This is a genomic window from Thermodesulforhabdaceae bacterium, from assembly GCA_037482015.1.
Classification (GTDB): Bacteria; Desulfobacterota; Syntrophobacteria; order Syntrophobacterales; family Thermodesulforhabdaceae; genus JAOACS01.
Genome location: JBBFKT010000001.1, coordinates 146365 through 161940, shown reverse-complemented (window position 1 = coordinate 161940; position 15576 = coordinate 146365). Strand labels below are relative to the sequence as shown.

Annotated in this window: 15 protein-coding genes; 9 read left to right on the top strand and 6 right to left on the bottom strand. The window is 42.7% G+C overall.

Translation table 11 applies throughout. From position 1 onward, the window contains the following. Positions 1–13: 13 nt before the first annotated feature. From WHS38_00685 to WHS38_00665, 5 genes are read right to left on the bottom strand one after another with little or no spacing between them, the layout of a single operon-like run. A complete protein-coding gene (locus WHS38_00685; GenBank protein MEJ5299488.1) occupies positions 14–1933 on the bottom strand; it encodes a hypothetical protein in 1920 nt (639 codons plus the stop codon). Continuing rightward, positions 1930–2802 carry a hypothetical protein gene (locus WHS38_00680; protein ID MEJ5299487.1) on the bottom strand — a complete coding sequence of 291 codons (873 nt, stop codon included), beginning with the start codon at positions 2800–2802 and terminating at the stop codon, positions 1930–1932. The genes WHS38_00685 and WHS38_00680 overlap by 4 nt, the downstream gene beginning before the upstream one ends. Beyond that, positions 2799–3329 carry a hypothetical protein gene (locus WHS38_00675; protein MEJ5299486.1) on the bottom strand — a complete coding sequence of 177 codons (531 nt, stop codon included), beginning with the start codon at positions 3327–3329 and terminating at the stop codon, positions 2799–2801. Before WHS38_00675 ends, WHS38_00680 begins: the two co-directional genes overlap by 4 nt. Further along, positions 3326–3814, bottom strand: a complete 489-nt coding sequence (locus WHS38_00670) for a hypothetical protein (GenBank protein MEJ5299485.1) — start codon at positions 3812–3814, stop codon at positions 3326–3328. The genes WHS38_00675 and WHS38_00670 overlap by 4 nt, the downstream gene beginning before the upstream one ends. Continuing rightward, positions 3795–4460: a MotA/TolQ/ExbB proton channel family protein gene (locus tag WHS38_00665; protein ID MEJ5299484.1), complete on the bottom strand. Its 666-nt coding sequence runs from the start codon at positions 4458–4460 to the stop codon at positions 3795–3797. Before WHS38_00665 ends, WHS38_00670 begins: the two co-directional genes overlap by 20 nt. Positions 4461–4714: 254 nt before the next feature. Here WHS38_00665 and WHS38_00660 point away from each other — a divergent pair, with 254 nt between their 5' ends. From WHS38_00660 to WHS38_00620, 9 genes are all read left to right on the top strand, one after another. After that, positions 4715–4981 carry a hypothetical protein gene (locus tag WHS38_00660; protein ID MEJ5299483.1) on the top strand — a complete coding sequence of 89 codons (267 nt, stop codon included), beginning with the start codon at positions 4715–4717 and terminating at the stop codon, positions 4979–4981. A 222-nt stretch (positions 4982–5203) separates the two neighbouring features. Beyond that, a complete protein-coding gene (locus tag WHS38_00655; GenBank protein MEJ5299482.1) occupies positions 5204–6157 on the top strand; it encodes a ribose-phosphate pyrophosphokinase in 954 nt (317 codons plus the stop codon). A gap of 64 nt (positions 6158–6221) precedes the next feature. Further along, entirely contained in the window at positions 6222–7529 is a 1308-nt protein-coding gene (locus WHS38_00650; protein ID MEJ5299481.1) for a solute carrier family 23 protein, read from the top strand. Between the two features lie 2 nt (positions 7530–7531). After that, positions 7532–8005: an NUDIX hydrolase gene (locus WHS38_00645; GenBank protein ID MEJ5299480.1), complete on the top strand. Its 474-nt coding sequence runs from the start codon at positions 7532–7534 to the stop codon at positions 8003–8005. Beyond that, positions 7981–8829 (top strand): formate dehydrogenase accessory sulfurtransferase FdhD, encoded by an 849-nt coding sequence (fdhD, locus tag WHS38_00640; GenBank protein ID MEJ5299479.1) that lies wholly within the window; start codon positions 7981–7983, stop codon positions 8827–8829. The genes WHS38_00645 and fdhD overlap by 25 nt, the downstream gene beginning before the upstream one ends. Before the next feature lie 69 nt (positions 8830–8898). Then, positions 8899–9357 carry an N-acetyltransferase gene (locus WHS38_00635; protein ID MEJ5299478.1) on the top strand — a complete coding sequence of 153 codons (459 nt, stop codon included), beginning with the start codon at positions 8899–8901 and terminating at the stop codon, positions 9355–9357. An 85-nt stretch (positions 9358–9442) separates the two neighbouring features. Continuing rightward, a complete protein-coding gene (secA, locus tag WHS38_00630; protein MEJ5299477.1) occupies positions 9443–11977 on the top strand; it encodes a preprotein translocase subunit SecA in 2535 nt (844 codons plus the stop codon). Next, positions 11922–13184, top strand: coding sequence for a bifunctional glutamate N-acetyltransferase/amino-acid acetyltransferase ArgJ (argJ, locus tag WHS38_00625; protein ID MEJ5299476.1), 1263 nt, complete (start codon positions 11922–11924; stop codon positions 13182–13184). Before secA ends, argJ begins: the two co-directional genes overlap by 56 nt. Positions 13185–13195: 11 nt before the next feature. Then, positions 13196–13879 carry an enoyl-CoA hydratase/isomerase family protein gene (locus WHS38_00620; protein ID MEJ5299475.1) on the top strand — a complete coding sequence of 228 codons (684 nt, stop codon included), beginning with the start codon at positions 13196–13198 and terminating at the stop codon, positions 13877–13879. A 64-nt stretch (positions 13880–13943) separates the two neighbouring features. Here the strand turns inward: WHS38_00620 and WHS38_00615 are convergent, their stop codons facing one another. After that, positions 13944–15497, bottom strand: coding sequence for a carboxyl transferase domain-containing protein (locus tag WHS38_00615; GenBank protein MEJ5299474.1), 1554 nt, complete (start codon positions 15495–15497; stop codon positions 13944–13946). Positions 15498–15576 lie beyond the last annotated feature (79 nt).

Sequence of the window (15576 nt, the reverse complement as noted above, 5' to 3'; positions counted from 1 at the left end):
TTCTGGGGGATACTTACTTCAAATCACCAAAGACCGTAGGTTCAGGTCCTAAGCTCGCTTTAACCTTTACTTCTCTACATTTGGCGCCGTTATAACTCACACTAGAAGATCCCTCACAAGTCTTTATATAAGCTTCGCACTGGAAAGGGGTTGCCGAAAATTTACGATTAGATTCAACAAATAAAACCACCGATCCGCTAATTCTAATATCAATACAAGCGTTCCCTGGTTTATAATTCGAAACAGTTATCTTACTTAGAGAAACATCATCAACTTTTATATTAACATCACCTTGATGACCTTTCCCAAAAAACTTTACAGCTTCTTCCTTTATACTGCCCTTAAAAAAATCTCGTACATTTTGCGATATATATCGTAACCAGAAAATACGCCTGAGCCTGGGATTTGATGAATCGATATCTGTATAGTTCAGATTGGAAACAACATTTCCCACTTCTTCAATCTTTCCCTCTGCTACAAGATGTTCCATTGTTTCAAGCATTCTCTCTAAATTGGAACTCCTGGCTTTTACTGTTATTTCTCGTTGGCTGTTCAAAAAATCTTCGAGTTTTTTCTGATACTGTTCCTCCGCTCTAAAAGAGCTACTTCTAATAAGTTTGACACATTCTTCATATATTCTAAAAGCTTCTTCATACCTTCCTGAATTCATCATTTTTTTCGCTTCTTCCTCTAAGGAAGCGAGCTTCATTGAAAAACTCTCTCTCGCAATTCGATCCTTTGCAGCCTTTTCTTGCACCAAGTTCAAAGTTTGCTGCAAAAGCGCTTTGCTTTCTTTTAGACCACCGAGATTATAAGTATTGCTAGCCGATTCCAAAACATTTAGGGCTTTTCGCAAAAGAATTTCTGCAATTTCATATCGCCGCGATGGAATACAGGAAATATTAGAAGTGCCGTATTTCCCTCCAGGCATTATATTTTTTAGTATATCATCAACTCTTTCAGCCATAATACAGGTGCGGGACGCATCAATTCTTGTCACCATATCTTGGATAATCTCAACACAACCATTTAGAGCCTCAGTATAAATTTTCCCCAAAAGCTTGGCTATTTCCTGATCAAAAACAGCAACAGTTTCTGGTGATATATAATTGTAATGGTGTAATTGTTCTTTAGCTTTGCCTATAAGTTCTATAGCACTCTGCCAGTCTTTTATTTCAAACTTAACCTTAGAAGCGTTTATGAAAGCCTCAACCGATTTTCGATGAATTTCCTGAAGCAGAAATTCATCGGTTATATGTAACTCATCCACTTTACTTAGAATGTTTACGTAGACATTTGCCGCTTGATCGAAAAGCCCATTTTTGAAATCAATGTCGGCTTTTTGTTTAGAACTCAAAATTAAGGCTCTCTCATATCCTTTGAGCAACTGATCTCGATTATATTCATTGCCAATAAGCCAGGAAGCTTCATCATATTTTTTTATAGCATCTCCATAATATGATACTGCTCTGACATAATCACCTTCTGCACCAGCTACGGAAGCACGAGAAATAAGACTATGAAGTTCTAGTTTAGCATCTTTAGCTTTACTGTAAGTCTTCAGAAATTCTTCTTTACTAACCCAAGATCCCTGAAAAGGCACCAAACCACGAAGAACTTTTTTCATGTTTTCATCATTTTCCATATTTTTCTTAATCTGCTGTTTCAGGGATGGAATGTTGGCCTTCTCCGCAAACATCATAGATCGTTCAAAGAGTCTTTTGGCTACAACATAAGAGCCCTTTTTTAACGCTTCGTCACCCTGTTTTTTCAAATCTTCGGCAATAATTTTGTAAGCGTATTGTGCTGTCCGGGACAGCTTTACATGAGCAGCAAAGATCAAAAACCCAAAGACAATCAAAATAACCAGCAAAAGTAAAATGACTTTTCTTTTAGCAAAAGGCAAAATGCCTGAAAGTCTTTGGAGTGTCATTTCCTGCTAGGCTCTCTTAGAAAAGATTCATATTGATTGAAATACTTTTCCTTGTTTTTCTTGAAGTCGTTCAATCCATCAACTATTATTAATAAAAGATCTTTATTTAGATTTTCCGGAGCCTTAACAACTCTATCTATTGCTATAGCAAAGGAAGTTCCAGATTCTATCTGGTGTCTAAATTCTTTCAAAAGGCTTACTGCTTTGAAATCATCCGTCGTTTTATTTAATACAGTTGCTATGTTTTCCATATTAAGGGTAAGCACATGGATTGTCCCTGAAAAAATCAAAACTTTGGATTCAAGTTGTTTAAGATCGGTGACATAACGATTAAAAAGATCTGCTAATTGCTTAACGCTTACAGAGTCACTCTTTGTTCCATCAGATCCCAATAACCTGTTAACTATGCTAAGCCCATGTTCAGCTATAGCAGTAAAGTGAGCATCATGTTCCACAAAAGCTTCATAAACGCCCTTTTCTCCACCTCCCTTCAGGTAAAATAGAAAATCCCCCAGATAGGTAGGTTTTCTTTCGAGATTCAAAAGGTAGTAAAATTTTAGATAGCGAGCCGCTTCCTGATCCTTAGAAGTGTAATAAGCCTTAGTGCAATAGCTGATAAATCTAGATCCAGCATCTTCTTTTCGCTCTATCCCTTCTAGCCACCACTCCGCCTCGGGTCGTTCCAGATACCACTTAGCATAGGCATTACAAAGTTTCGGGAGAAGAAAAGTTCTACCGTGTAGATAAAGGATTTCCAACTCCTCTGCTGTGAGTTCATCATAATCTATCGGTTCGTCCTTCCCGGCACAGCCTGAAAAGTTTATTGCAACAAGAACGAAAAGAAAGATTCCAACTATGATTCTGATCATAACTGTCTTTTAATCTCCAGTTGCTTGCTGCTTAGATTAAACATTAGTGGCTGGAGATTTTCGAGAGGAAACCACATAACTTCAAACCCAAGATTTACAACATTTTTTATAATTCTGTGGTAAAAATCAAAAGCGGAAGGGCGAACTAAAAAAACGCATGAATAACTAGAAGGATCCAGCTCCTTCAGAATAGAATAGATTAAAGCCTTTTGGTTCAAAATATCCAGTTCCTTACTATATTTTCCCAGGATCTCTCTAGGTACCACACACAAGATAGAATTTCCTTCTTGAAACCTTACAATTCTATAAAATTTTTCGTTACACTTTCCTTCTGTTCCAACTGGTATTGCAAGGTTATGATCTAGTTCGAAATAATAAAACTTTTCGCTTACTCTGGTATTATTCGACAAAAGCGTTGATCGTGCGTCCCAGGATGAATCAATCATAATGTTAAAAGTAATCCCCCCTATCAAAAAGAGGCTAACTCCTAATACTACTATGACGGTCCATGCAATCCAGCGGTTCATTTACAGTTCACCTTAATGCTCCAAGGTTCGGGAACAGGCACACCTTGCTCAATCAAATCTTCACTAAATCCAGTTCCCCAAAAAGCCTGAAACAATTTTACTCCACTTGGACGAATAATGGAAACAAGGTAAAACCTACGCCTATCAAGATTCGTTTCTATAAATTGTCTGAAAAGTTCAGGTTGACTTTTTATATTAGGCAATAGTTGGCGAAAGCTGTAAAAAGAGTCGCAAAATTCACGAAGTGCATTTTTTAATTCTTCTGATGAAGAACATAAATTACCACACTGCAAAGAGATATCATTTCTCTCAAAAATAACAACAGCCGGATATCGCCCATCCTTCATGGATACGTCAATGTTTAAAGCCACGGGAACGTTAACGGTGTAAATCATGATTATTAAAAAACCAGCTATAAGTATCAACACTAGAGCACCCAAGAATGAGATTATAAAACTCAAATCCCTAATTTCTCGATCTATCACCTGTTCCAGAACCTCCGGTTTTCCCTTCAGAAGGCTGTGTTTCCAGAGCTTTATCCCATTCTATGAGCATATTTTTAACTTTATCGCTTAAATACCCTATCACTTTCTTTTCCGACCATCTCTGGGCAAGATTTATAGCTACCGCTGTGATAATTCCAAAAAGAAGTCCCAAAATGGCCGAGTCAAAAGCTTTAGCCAGGTATCTTAGAAACTGAGAAATCTCGCTCTTCATAGCAATAATATCTGTCGTTCCAGCCCAAAGACCAGCTAAGGTATCCACACCCTGAGCAATACCCACAAGGGTTCCAAGTAGCCCAAAAACAACACAGAAGTTAGGAAAAACCTTCAGGAAACCAAAATCTTTCCTTATCCTATCACAAACAAAGTTTCTATATACTTCAATGTTGCTAAGTGTCCCTGGTGCATCACCAATTATTCTCATCACTTTCTCAAAATCGCTTCCCAGGTTGCGCTGGGTCATAAGAGTCTTAGCAGAAAGAGACAATCCTAGAAAACCGGCAAAAGACACAATAACACTTGCAAAACTTCCACAAAACATCTGCTCAAGTCTTGGAAAAGGATTCACATAAAGCATTAAGCCATACCATACAGCGGTAATACCAACTCCTGCCAAAATCGCCTTCATCTTGATCATCCTCTTAGTTGTAAAAGACGATTTGAATTTCCAAAACTTCACTTTATTTCGATCATAAAAAGATAAAGAAACATCTGTCAATTTTTTTTACCAATCTTTGCAGAGTTTTGACAAATCTGCTAAATTATTTACATTTTTGTGGGCTGTTTTTTCCGTTCAAGCTTGTTATTCGCAGATAACGTGATTAAAATTACATTGAATGGAAAATACATTTTGATATTTTTTTGTGGTAGGGAGGCCAAATCATGAAGATCAAGTATTGTAAAAAATACGAAAAATATGTAAGCCAGTATCATTGCGAACTGTTCAACGATGGTAATAAATGTCCCTATTATACGCCCAAAACTTGGAACAGCATCAAAGAACTGTTGCTTGATCCAGAACGTCCTAAATGGGAGATTGGCGAGATTATCAAGCCCTTGCAATGCAAGCTACTGGATCGAGAATATTACACTGTAAGCGGACGTAGAAGACGTGCTCGGGTCTCTACTCGCCATAGCGATACGGCATAAAAGATTGGGCAAGGAGCATAAATCGTCGATCATAAGATTTTTCAATGATTTGCCCGCCTTTTAGTTTGCCTATTTAAGCAAACTTCCAGAAAAGCCGAGTGGACTCCTGTAAGAGAACCTTATCTTAAAAGATATTGCTTTTTTGGAAGCCATGGGGTAACCAAAAGGCGGTCTGTTTTTTGACCAGGCAAGTTTTAAAACGGGCTTTGGAGGACTATTCTCATGGCGATGTATGGAGTGAAAATATTTGCGGGGAATAGCAACATTCAATTGGCAGAAAATATTTGTCGTAATTTAGGATTATCTCTCGGGAAAGCTCTTGTATCAACCTTTAGTGACGGTGAAATAAGGGTTGAAATTCAGGAAAACGTGAGAGGTGCCGATGTCTTTGTAATTCAGTCTGGTTGCCACCCTGTAAACGATCACCTTATGGAACTTCTGGTAATGATTGATGCTCTAAAGCGCGCATCTGCTCGCCGTATCACGGCTGTCATGCCCTATTATAGCTATGCAAGACAGGATAGAAAGAATAAGCCGCGAGTTCCAATAACGGCTCGACTTGTGGCAGATTTGTTGTCCCGAGCTGGTGCCAATAGAATACTCACAATGGATCTTCATGCTGGTCAAATCCAGGGCTTCTTCGATATACCCGTTGATAATCTTTATGCTTCTCCAGTGTTGCTTCCTTACATCAAGGAAAGATTTGGAAATAATATTGTAATTGTATCCCCTGATGCTGGCGGGGTGCCAAGAGCAAGAGCTTACGCAAGCCGCTTGAACGCCGGGCTGGCTCTTATAGACAAGCGCCGTATTGATGCCAATCAGGCTGAAGCCATGAACATAATCGGTGACGTAGAAGGGAAAACGGCTATCATCCTTGACGACATGGTCGATACGGCGGGAACTCTTAAAGAAGCGGCTAAAGCACTCAAAAACAAAGGCGCCAAATCCATCCACGCTTGCGTAACTCACCCAGTCCTCTCCGGTAACGCTATCAATAATATACAGGAGTCCTGTATAGAGACCCTTGTTGTCACGGACACTATTCCTTTGAGACCTCAAGCAGCCCTTTGTCCCAAGATACAGGTCGTATCTACAGCTCGCCTCTTTTCAGAAGCCATCAAGGGAATCCACAATGAGGATTCCATTAGTTCTCTTTTCGAAATTCAGCACTGATGTGTTCACTTTCATGCTAATTATGGGTGAAGCGAGCGATTAAAGTTACAAACCGGGATAAAGCTTGAAGAATCTTAACGTCTATATATACGACCTTGACGATAAGCCACCTTTGGTTCTGGCTATACTTTACGGAGTCCAATGGGCGCTGTTTCTTTTTCCCGCCATCCCTATGGTCACGGCTCTTTGCGCCGAAGCATTCAAAATGGACGCCGTGGCCAGAGTAGCTTTCGTTCAGTTGACCTTCCTCGTCGCTGGAAGTTTTACTCTGATCCAGAGCCTATGGGGACATCGGTATCCTTTACTTGAAGGACCTGCAACCGCTCACCTTCTCACGGTATTGTCACTTGCTCCACAAGGCATAGGTAATATACAGGCCGGAATGATCCTTGGCAGTATAGTCATGTTCTCACTTGGCCTGTTAGGAAACATTTCGTTCTTTTCACGTATATTTACCCGTAACATTGTGGTTGTAATCTTGATGCTCATCGCATTTTCTATAACTCCACACCTTACTGCATCTCTTGTCGGCTACGGGTCACCACAAAACAAAGCTCCACAATGGTTATTTTTTGCCTTTTCTTCCGCTGTGGTTATTTTCACAGCCTTTTGTTCTTATCACCTGAAAGGAATCTGGAAAACCCTATCTCTTCTCATCGGTGTAATCGCTGGAACCCTTTTCTACCCTCTTATTGGAAGTCTAGACTTCACAATCTGGAAACAAGCATCCTGGATAAGCATCCCTACTCTGTGGACTCCTATCGCTCCTAAATTTTCTTTAATATCTTCGGTGTCTTTTGCCATCGCATACCTAGCCGTGCTTGTTAACGCCCTTGGAAGTCTCGCCGGGATCGCTTCCATCACGGACAACAAACGACTCAATTCATCACTCAAACGATCCCTTACAATAAACGGCTTATCTGGTATAGTATGTGGGCTTCTGGGTATCGTTGGTCTGGTAAGCTACAGCATGAGTCCAGGAGTAGTTACTGCTCAACGAGTAGCCAGCCGTTATACTTTAGCGGTCTGCGGTGTCGTAACTATAATGATAAGCCTCGTGCCTAAAATAGCTGCAACCTTCGCCTTTGTGCCATCGGCCGTTGTTTCAGCCGTGCTTTGCGTTGCGATGGGGAGTCAAGTCGGGGCTGCTCTTCAGATGGTTACTTCCTCCACTTTAACCCAAAGGGATGGAACCGTTATAGGATTGTCTGTTCTGCTGGGTCTCATCGTCTCAATCCTTCCACCAGGCCTCACAGCATCCGCTCATCCTGTAGCTCAGTTGTTTTTGAAAAATGGACTCATTTCGGGTATTTTTCTGTCTCTCATTTTAGAACATGGGCTTCTAAGAGATAAGAGCAAAGTGGAGAAATAAACATGAGCAAAACAAAAATCGTCTATTGTCCAAAGTGCGGTGAGGCAGTTCACATATATAAAAACCCCTTTCCAACAGTGGATATAATAATCGAGATGGGAAATGACCGCATCGTTTTAATAGAACGCAAAAATCCCCCTCCTGGATGGGCTTTACCAGGTGGATTTGTAGATTATGGTGAAACATTAGAAGAAGCAGCTATTCGGGAAGCCTACGAAGAAACAGGGCTCAGGGTAAAAAATCTAACTCAATTCAGAGCCTACTCCGATCCAGACCGCGATCCCCGTCATCACACAATAACTGTCGTTTTTGTGGCGGAAGTCGATCCACAACAAGGATCAATTCTTCCCAAAGCTGCAGACGACGCAAAAAACTGTGCAATCTTCAATGTTTATCAACTTCCCGAAAATCTCGCCTTCGATCATGCTAAAATTCTTCAGGACTATAGAGCATGGAAAGCGAAAAAATTCTGCTAACAAACGATGAACCGGCTGTTTCTTTACCAGTAAAGGTATATCGCAAAGGAGAATTTCCTCGCACAATAGAGCAATGGGTTGTTGAGGAAACGCCTGTTACACTCTTTTTCAACGGAGAACAGATGATAACTCTCCTTTGCACAGGACGGCACCTTGATGAACTCGCTGTGGGCTTCTTTATAGCCGAGGGATGGATTAGAGATCGAAAGGCTCTGAAAAACGTGACCGTCGATAGGGAGAAAGGCATAGTGGATATAACCTACGATGGAGCCGTTGCATCCAGAGAAAAATTTTGGCTGAAAAGAGCCATAACATCAGGTTGCGCTAAGGGTAGCGTTTTATGTGAAGTGCTTGACTCCCTATTAGAACATCCTCTTATCGACAACCTAAGGATTGAACCTACTAAAATATGGGATCTTATGGAGAAACTTAACAGGCTTAGCGACGCTTACAAAAAAACCCACGGAGTTCACAATTGCGCCGTGGCAGATAGCACCGGTGAGATCTTAACCCTTGATGACGGTTACCCCTTTTATCGCTACGACATCGGACGCCATAACGCTCTGGATATGTTAATCGGTAGAGCTTTCATTAACGAAATTTCCCTTAGCGATAAAATAATTGTAACCACAGGGCGCCTCACATCAGAAGTTGTAATAAAGGCAGCGCAGGCTGGTGTGCCGATGCTTGTAAGCCGTCATGCAGCAACGAGACTTGCTGTCGAATTAGCCAGCACTCTAAATCTTACACTTGTGGGCTACACAAGAGCAACTCAAATGACGGTTTACCACGATAGCGGAAGAATTGAAGAACCTTCTGCTTAAATTCATTGCCTTTAGGAATGCACAAGACGTGTGTGTCCCTATCACCCCAAAGAAAGGATGTTTTGATATATGTTCTCGGTAAGAAAAGCAAAAATCAGAGACATTAAAGAAATTCACAGCTTGCTTCTTCCCTTTGCCAGCGAAGGGCGGTTGCTACCAAGATCGCTTAGCGAACTTTATGCTCGCATGAGGGATTTTTTCGTGGCAGAAAAAGACGGAATAATTATAGGCTGTGGAGCTTTGAAAATAATATGGGACGATCTTTCAGAAATAGCTTCTCTGGCTGTAAAAACCGAATATCAAAAAAAAGGCGTAGGAAGATGTCTTGTTGAAGCCTGCCTTGAAGAAGCAAAATCTTTAGGTCTTCCCCGCACATTTGTGCTCACATATGAAACGGCTTTCTTTGAACGCCTTGGTTTTAGAATAGTTGACAAAAGCATTTTTCCGCAAAAGATATGGGTGGATTGCTTAAAGTGTCCAAAATTTCCAAATTGTGACGAAGTTGCAATGGTAAAAGAGATAAAGTAATTTGCTACTGGTTAACAATACAGGCACGGGGTAACGTGCCTAAGACTTTGAAAGAGTCAGGAAATATAAGAAAGGATATCAGGCAATGTTGCCAAAAATATTTAGGAAGATCTTTAAACCATACAACGAGCGGTATTTAGAAGGACTGTCGCCAATCATAGAACAAATTAACAGCCTGGAACCTAAACTCAGGAGACTCAGCGATGCTGAACTACAAGCAAAGACTCCTGAGTTTAAGGAAAGGCTTAGCAGAGGAGCATCTCTTGACGATCTCCTGCCAGAAGCCTTCGCAGTAGCAAGGGAAACGGCGAGACGAGTCCTGGGAATGCGGCCATTCGACGTCCAGCTTGTTGGTGGCATCGTTCTTCACCAAGGGAAAATTGCCGAAATGAAAACCGGCGAAGGTAAGACTCTCGTTGCTACCATGCCTGTCTATTTGAACGCCTTACTTGGGCGAGGCGTTCACGTGGTCACCGTAAATGACTATCTAGCCCGTCGAGATAGCGAATGGATGGGCAAGATATATCGCTTTCTGGGGCTTAACGTTGGATGTATCGTGCACGGGCTGGACGATAGAGAGCGTAAAGAAGCTTATCTGGCCGATGTCACATACGGAACAAACAACGAATTTGGTTTCGACTATCTACGCGACAACATGAAATTTCGCCTTGAGGACATGGTCCAACGCGAACTCTACTACGCCATCGTTGACGAAGTAGATAGTATTCTCATAGATGAAGCCAGAACACCCCTTATAATCTCCGGACCTTCTGAAAAATCAACTGACCTTTATTACCAAATCAATCGCATAATTCCTCGTCTCACAAAGGATCGTCATTTCACCATTGACGAAAAGGGCCATGCTGTAGCTCTTACCGAAGAAGGTGTAGCCAAAGTTGAAGAACTCCTTGGTGTTGAAAACCTCTATGATCCAAAGCACATAGATCTTCTACATCATGTCTATCAAGCTTTGAAAGCTCACTATCTTTTTAAGCGCGACGTCCATTACGTGGTTAAATCTGGCAAGGTCATTATTGTTGATGAATTCACCGGCCGTCTGATGCCAGGACGACGCTACAGCGATGGACTTCATCAGGCTCTTGAAGCCAAAGAAGGGGTCAAAATTGAAAGTGAAAACCAGACCCTAGCAACTGTTACATTCCAGAACTACTTCAGAATGTATGAAAAACTCGCCGGCATGACTGGCACAGCCGAAACGGAAGCCGAAGAGTTCGCACAGATATACAAACTTGATGTTATCGTCATACCGACTCACAAAAAAATGATTCGTATTGATTACCCTGACTGTATCTACCGAACAGAAAGAGAAAAGTTCAGAGCGGTTGTGCGAGAAATTAAAGAGCTACACGAAAAGGGAAGACCAGTTCTTGTTGGAACAATAAGCATAGAAAAATCTGAACGTCTAAGCGAAATGCTAAAAAAGGAAGGTATTCCACATCAAGTTCTTAATGCCAAGCATCATGAAAAAGAAGCCGAAATTATAGCCAGAGCTGGACAGCGAGGTGCCGTGACAATCTCCACAAACATGGCTGGACGCGGAACCGACATTGTCCTTGGACCCGGCATTGCAGAACTTGGCGGACTCCATGTAATCGGAACTGAACGGCACGAAGCCCGCCGTATAGACAATCAGCTCAGAGGACGGTCAGGGCGACAGGGCGATCCCGGATCTTCTCGTTTCTACCTATCACTTGAAGACGACCTCATGCGAATCTTTGCGTCGGATAAGGTAGCGTGGATAATGGACAAAGTTGGAATGGGAGAAGATGAACCAATTGAACATCGCATAGTATCCAGAGCGATAGAAAATGCTCAGCGTCGAGTTGAGGCTCATAACTTCAGCATCCGTAAGCAACTCCTTGAATTTGACGATGTTATGAACATCCAGCGCGAAGTGATCTATAAGCAACGGCGAGAAGCCCTCCGAGGCGAAAACCTACGACCGGTCATTGAGGACATGATTCGAGACCTTATCAGTGAGATCGTGTCAACCTACTGTGACGAAAAATTGCACCCTGAAGAATGGGATTGGGAAAACATTTCCCGAGAATTTGCAAGTCTCACGGGTATAAAACCTCAATTTAATGGAAGTGGAACCGTAGGAGAAGAATTCAGGACACCCGAGTCTGTTGAGGACTTCCTGGTTGAAACAGCAATCAAGCGCTACGATGAACGGGAACGGGAAATAGGTCAGACTTTGATGCGCCAATTGGAAAGTTATGTGCTACTTCAAAATGTAGATAACCATTGGAAAGACCATCTTCTCAGCATGGATCATCTTAAGGAAGGCATAGGGCTTAGAGGATACGGTCAGGAAGATCCCCTTGTTGCCTATAAGCGTGAAGCTCATCAACTTTTTGATGAAATGATCTATCGCATAAAGCGAGATACCGTTAGAATGATGTTCCATATTCAGATTCGGCAGGAAGAAGAAGTCGAAGAACTTAAGCGAGAACAGGAATCTCAACCCATGTATTACGGAGGGGGAGAGAAATCCTCCCCGGCTCAGAAAACAGTAAAAAACAAACAGAAGGTGGGACGAAATGACCCTTGTCCATGCGGAAGCGGAAAGAAATACAAAAAGTGTTGTGGTCGTTAGAGGAAAAAACTTCGTCATTCCCGGAATTCTGGTAAGTATCGCATCGACAGGGATGCGATACAAAGGAAGACCGGATTTAGCCCTTATCGTGTCGGAAAATTCAGAGGGCGTTCCAGCTGCGGGAGTTTTTACCAAAAACCTTTTTACTGCTGCACCGGTTGTGGTCTCCAAAGATCATCTCGGTAAGAGAAGCTCTAGCATAAGAGCAGTTCTCATAAACGCCGGTATAGCAAATGCCTGCACAGGAGAAGAAGGAATAAAGAGAGCAAGACTCAGTGCAGAACTTCTGGCAAAAACTCTGGGCACTTCTTCTGAATCGATACTTATTGCTTCTACCGGTGTTATAGGTCCCCAAATAGACGTTGACCTCATGGCTATGTCCATGAAGGATCTCATAAAGGGTCTTTCCCCTGAACGCTGGCATGAAGCGGCTCAAGCCATTATGACGACCGACACGGTTCCTAAGCTAGCATATACAGAAAGGGAAATCCGGGGAACAAAGATAAAAATCGGCGGTATAGCCAAAGGCTCCGGAATGATTGCTCCAAACATGGCTACCATGCTGGGGGTTTTGTGCACAGACGCTTTTATTGAACCGTCGCTTCTAAGCAAACTCCTGCAACAGGCAGTATCCAGATCATTCAATGCCATAACGGTAGACGGAGACACTAGCACAAACGATACTGTGTTTATCCTGGCAACCGGGAAATCAGGAATAACCATTAGCGAAGATGATCCCACTTCGTGCCAGATGTTTCTGGAAGCACTAGAAGCCGTTTCCATTGATCTTTCTCAGCAGATCGTCCTGGACGGAGAAGGAGCCACAAAGTTTATAGAAATTCAAGTTGTAGGTGCCACAACCAAAGATGATGCAAAAAAAGTCGCCAGAACGGTTGCAGAATCTCCCCTTGTTAAAACGGCACTTTACGGAGAAGATGCGAACTGGGGACGAATTATTGCTGCCGTTGGAAGATCGGGCGTTGACATAAATCCGCAGGCTGTATCTCTCTTTTTCAACGAGGTCTGCGTCTTTCTTAATGGTGTGCCTGTGAACGATGAAAAAACGGAAGAGTTGGCAAGTTCCGAATTCAAAAAGAAACATATTAACATAAGAATTTCTCTCGGATCAGGGAATGCCACATTTCGAATGTGGACCTGCGATCTTTCTCACGACTACATCACCATCAACGCAAAGTATAGAACCTAGGGGGAAAGAAAATGACATCAATGGAACTCACTAAAGACGGATCTGTTTTTGTCTTGACTCTCACAAATGGAGATGGAGCTAATACCTTCACAAAAGACGTTCTTGAAGAATATCTTGCAATCTTCGATCAGATTGAAGCTACAAAAGAAAACGCATCATTGGTGATCACCAGCAATTCATCCAAGTTCTGGTGCACAGGCATCAACCTGGATTGGCTAAGCCAACAGCCTCGAGAATATTTCATGGAATTTGCAAGGCTTATGGACAAAGTCTATTTCAGAGCGGCACTTCTGAACCTTCCAACTATCGGGTGTCTTACGGGTCATACTTTCGCTGGAGGCGCCATTTTGTCTGCGACCTTAGATTTTCGCTTTATGCGAGAAGACCGGGGCTGGTTTTGCTTGCCTGAAGTGGATATAAAAATCCCCTTTACGCTTCTCATGCAGGAAGTAGTTGAAACACTTCCAAATCCCCGTGCAGTAAAGGACTTAATTCTGACTGGAGCAAGAATTGGAGGCAAAGAAGCGGCAGAACTCGGGATTGTAGATGGTGCTTTTTCCGAAGCAGAACTTTTCCCCAAAACGATGGATTTCGCCAGGAAAATGGCTGAAAAAGATAGAGAAACCTACACCAAAATCAAGCGCAACTGGCGGAGGCGAATTGCCTCTCTAAGGCAAGTCGTTATGGGCGATTGATAATGTGTTTAAGCAGGGGCACGGCATTATGTGCCCCTGCGTGATTAACCGTCCTTTTTTCCTTTTATACAGGTATGTTTCCGTGTTTCTTGGGTGGTAGAGCCGTTCTCTTGGTTTTTAGCATATTAAGTGCATCAATAAGCCATGGTCGAGTCTCACTCGGCACGATCACCGCATCAATATAGCCTCTGGATGCAGCAATGTAGGGGTTATACAAAAGATTACGGTATTCTTCGATCTTTTCTTTCCTTTTTGCTTCCGGATCTGAAGCTTCCTGGATTTCTTTTCTGAATATAATGTTTGCCGCACCCTCTGCTCCCATAACGGCAATTTCTGCCGTGGGCCAGGCAAGAACCACATCACATCCAAGGTCTCGCGAACACATAGCAAGGTAGGAACCACCGTAGTCTTTTCGAGTAATGAGCGTAATTTTGGGAACGGTTGCTTCAGAATAGCACCACAATAACTTAGCTCCATGACGGATTATACCGCCCCACTCCTGTTGCTTCCCGGGAAGATAGCCGGGCACATCGGCGATAGTAAGCAGAGGAATATTAAAGGCATCGCAGAATCGGATGAAGCGTGTAGCTTTGTCTGATGAGTCAATATCGAGGCAACCAGCAAGAACCTTAGGCTGGTTAGCTATAATTCCAATGGTATTCCCACCAAGGCGAGCAAACCCCACAACGATGTTAGGGGCGTAAAGTTCGTGAACTTCAAAGAATTTTCCATCATCGACGATTTCTCGAATCACATCCTTCATGTCGTAAGCCCCCATGGGGTTATCGGGAATGATGGAGTCAAGCAGAGGGCTTGTGCGATCAGGGCTATCCTGAGTTGGCACATAGGGTGGATCTTCCATATTGTTATCGGGAATATAACTCAAAAGCTCTTTGATCTTGTCAATGGCATCATGGTCGTTTTCGCAGGCAAAATGAGCGACTCCGCTTTTGGTAGCGTGAGTCAGCGCTCCTCCGAGTTCTTCTTGGGTGATCACTTCCCCCAGCACCGCCTTTACAACATCGGGACCCGTGATAAACATATAACTTGTATTCTTAACCATAAACACAAAATCGGTCATTGCAGGGGAGTAAACTGCTCCTCCAGCACAAGGTCCCATTATGGCAGAAATTTGTGGAATGACTCCTGATGAGATTGCATTGCGGTAAAATACTTGACCATACCCGGAGAGAGCATCAACGCCTTCCTGAATTCTGGCTCCGCCAGAGTCGTTGAATCCGACAAGGGGTTTTCCAGCTTTAAGGGCAAGATCCATAACCTTACAGATCTTCTTGGCGTGCATTTCTCCCAGAGTGCCGGCTCTGGCTGTAAAATCCTGAGAAAAGGCGAAAACTTCTCTACCGTTTACTTTTCCATAGCCGGTAATTACTCCATCGGCTGGAATGTCCATCTTATCAAGCCCAAAGAGAGTGCCACGATGTTTGACGAAGATGTCGAGTTCTCTGAATGTTCCTGGATCAAAGAAATACTCTAGCCGCTCCCTTGCCGTAAGCTTTCCTCGCTCATGTTGCTGAGCTACAGCCTTAGAACCTCCCATTTCCTTGATTTTTGCTTCTCGTTCGCGAAGTTCCTTGATCTTTTCGGCAACCGTTGCCATACCTCACTCTCCTCTCTCTCTATGTCTCTTTCCAAAACTTCGGTTTTTTAACGTCACAAAACTTTATTTAGCCATTCTA

Coding starts and splice junctions, on each gene's coding strand:
- argJ (MEJ5299476.1), top strand. CDS start 11,922: ATGACCCTTGTCCATGCGGAAGCGGAAAGAAATACAAAAAGTGTTGTG.
- fdhD (MEJ5299479.1), top strand. CDS start 7,981: ATGGAAAGCGAAAAAATTCTGCTAACAAACGATGAACCGGCTGTTTCT.
- WHS38_00665 (MEJ5299484.1), bottom strand. CDS start 4,460: ATGAAGGCGATTTTGGCAGGAGTTGGTATTACCGCTGTATGGTATGGC.
- WHS38_00645 (MEJ5299480.1), top strand. CDS start 7,532: ATGAGCAAAACAAAAATCGTCTATTGTCCAAAGTGCGGTGAGGCAGTT.
- WHS38_00635 (MEJ5299478.1), top strand. CDS start 8,899: ATGTTCTCGGTAAGAAAAGCAAAAATCAGAGACATTAAAGAAATTCAC.
- WHS38_00675 (MEJ5299486.1), bottom strand. CDS start 3,329: ATGAACCGCTGGATTGCATGGACCGTCATAGTAGTATTAGGAGTTAGC.
- WHS38_00680 (MEJ5299487.1), bottom strand. CDS start 2,802: ATGATCAGAATCATAGTTGGAATCTTTCTTTTCGTTCTTGTTGCAATA.
- secA (MEJ5299477.1), top strand. CDS start 9,443: ATGTTGCCAAAAATATTTAGGAAGATCTTTAAACCATACAACGAGCGG.
- WHS38_00660 (MEJ5299483.1), top strand. CDS start 4,715: ATGAAGATCAAGTATTGTAAAAAATACGAAAAATATGTAAGCCAGTAT.
- WHS38_00620 (MEJ5299475.1), top strand. CDS start 13,196: ATGACATCAATGGAACTCACTAAAGACGGATCTGTTTTTGTCTTGACT.
- WHS38_00615 (MEJ5299474.1), bottom strand. CDS start 15,497: ATGGCAACGGTTGCCGAAAAGATCAAGGAACTTCGCGAACGAGAAGCA.
- WHS38_00685 (MEJ5299488.1), bottom strand. CDS start 1,933: ATGACACTCCAAAGACTTTCAGGCATTTTGCCTTTTGCTAAAAGAAAA.
- WHS38_00655 (MEJ5299482.1), top strand. CDS start 5,204: ATGGCGATGTATGGAGTGAAAATATTTGCGGGGAATAGCAACATTCAA.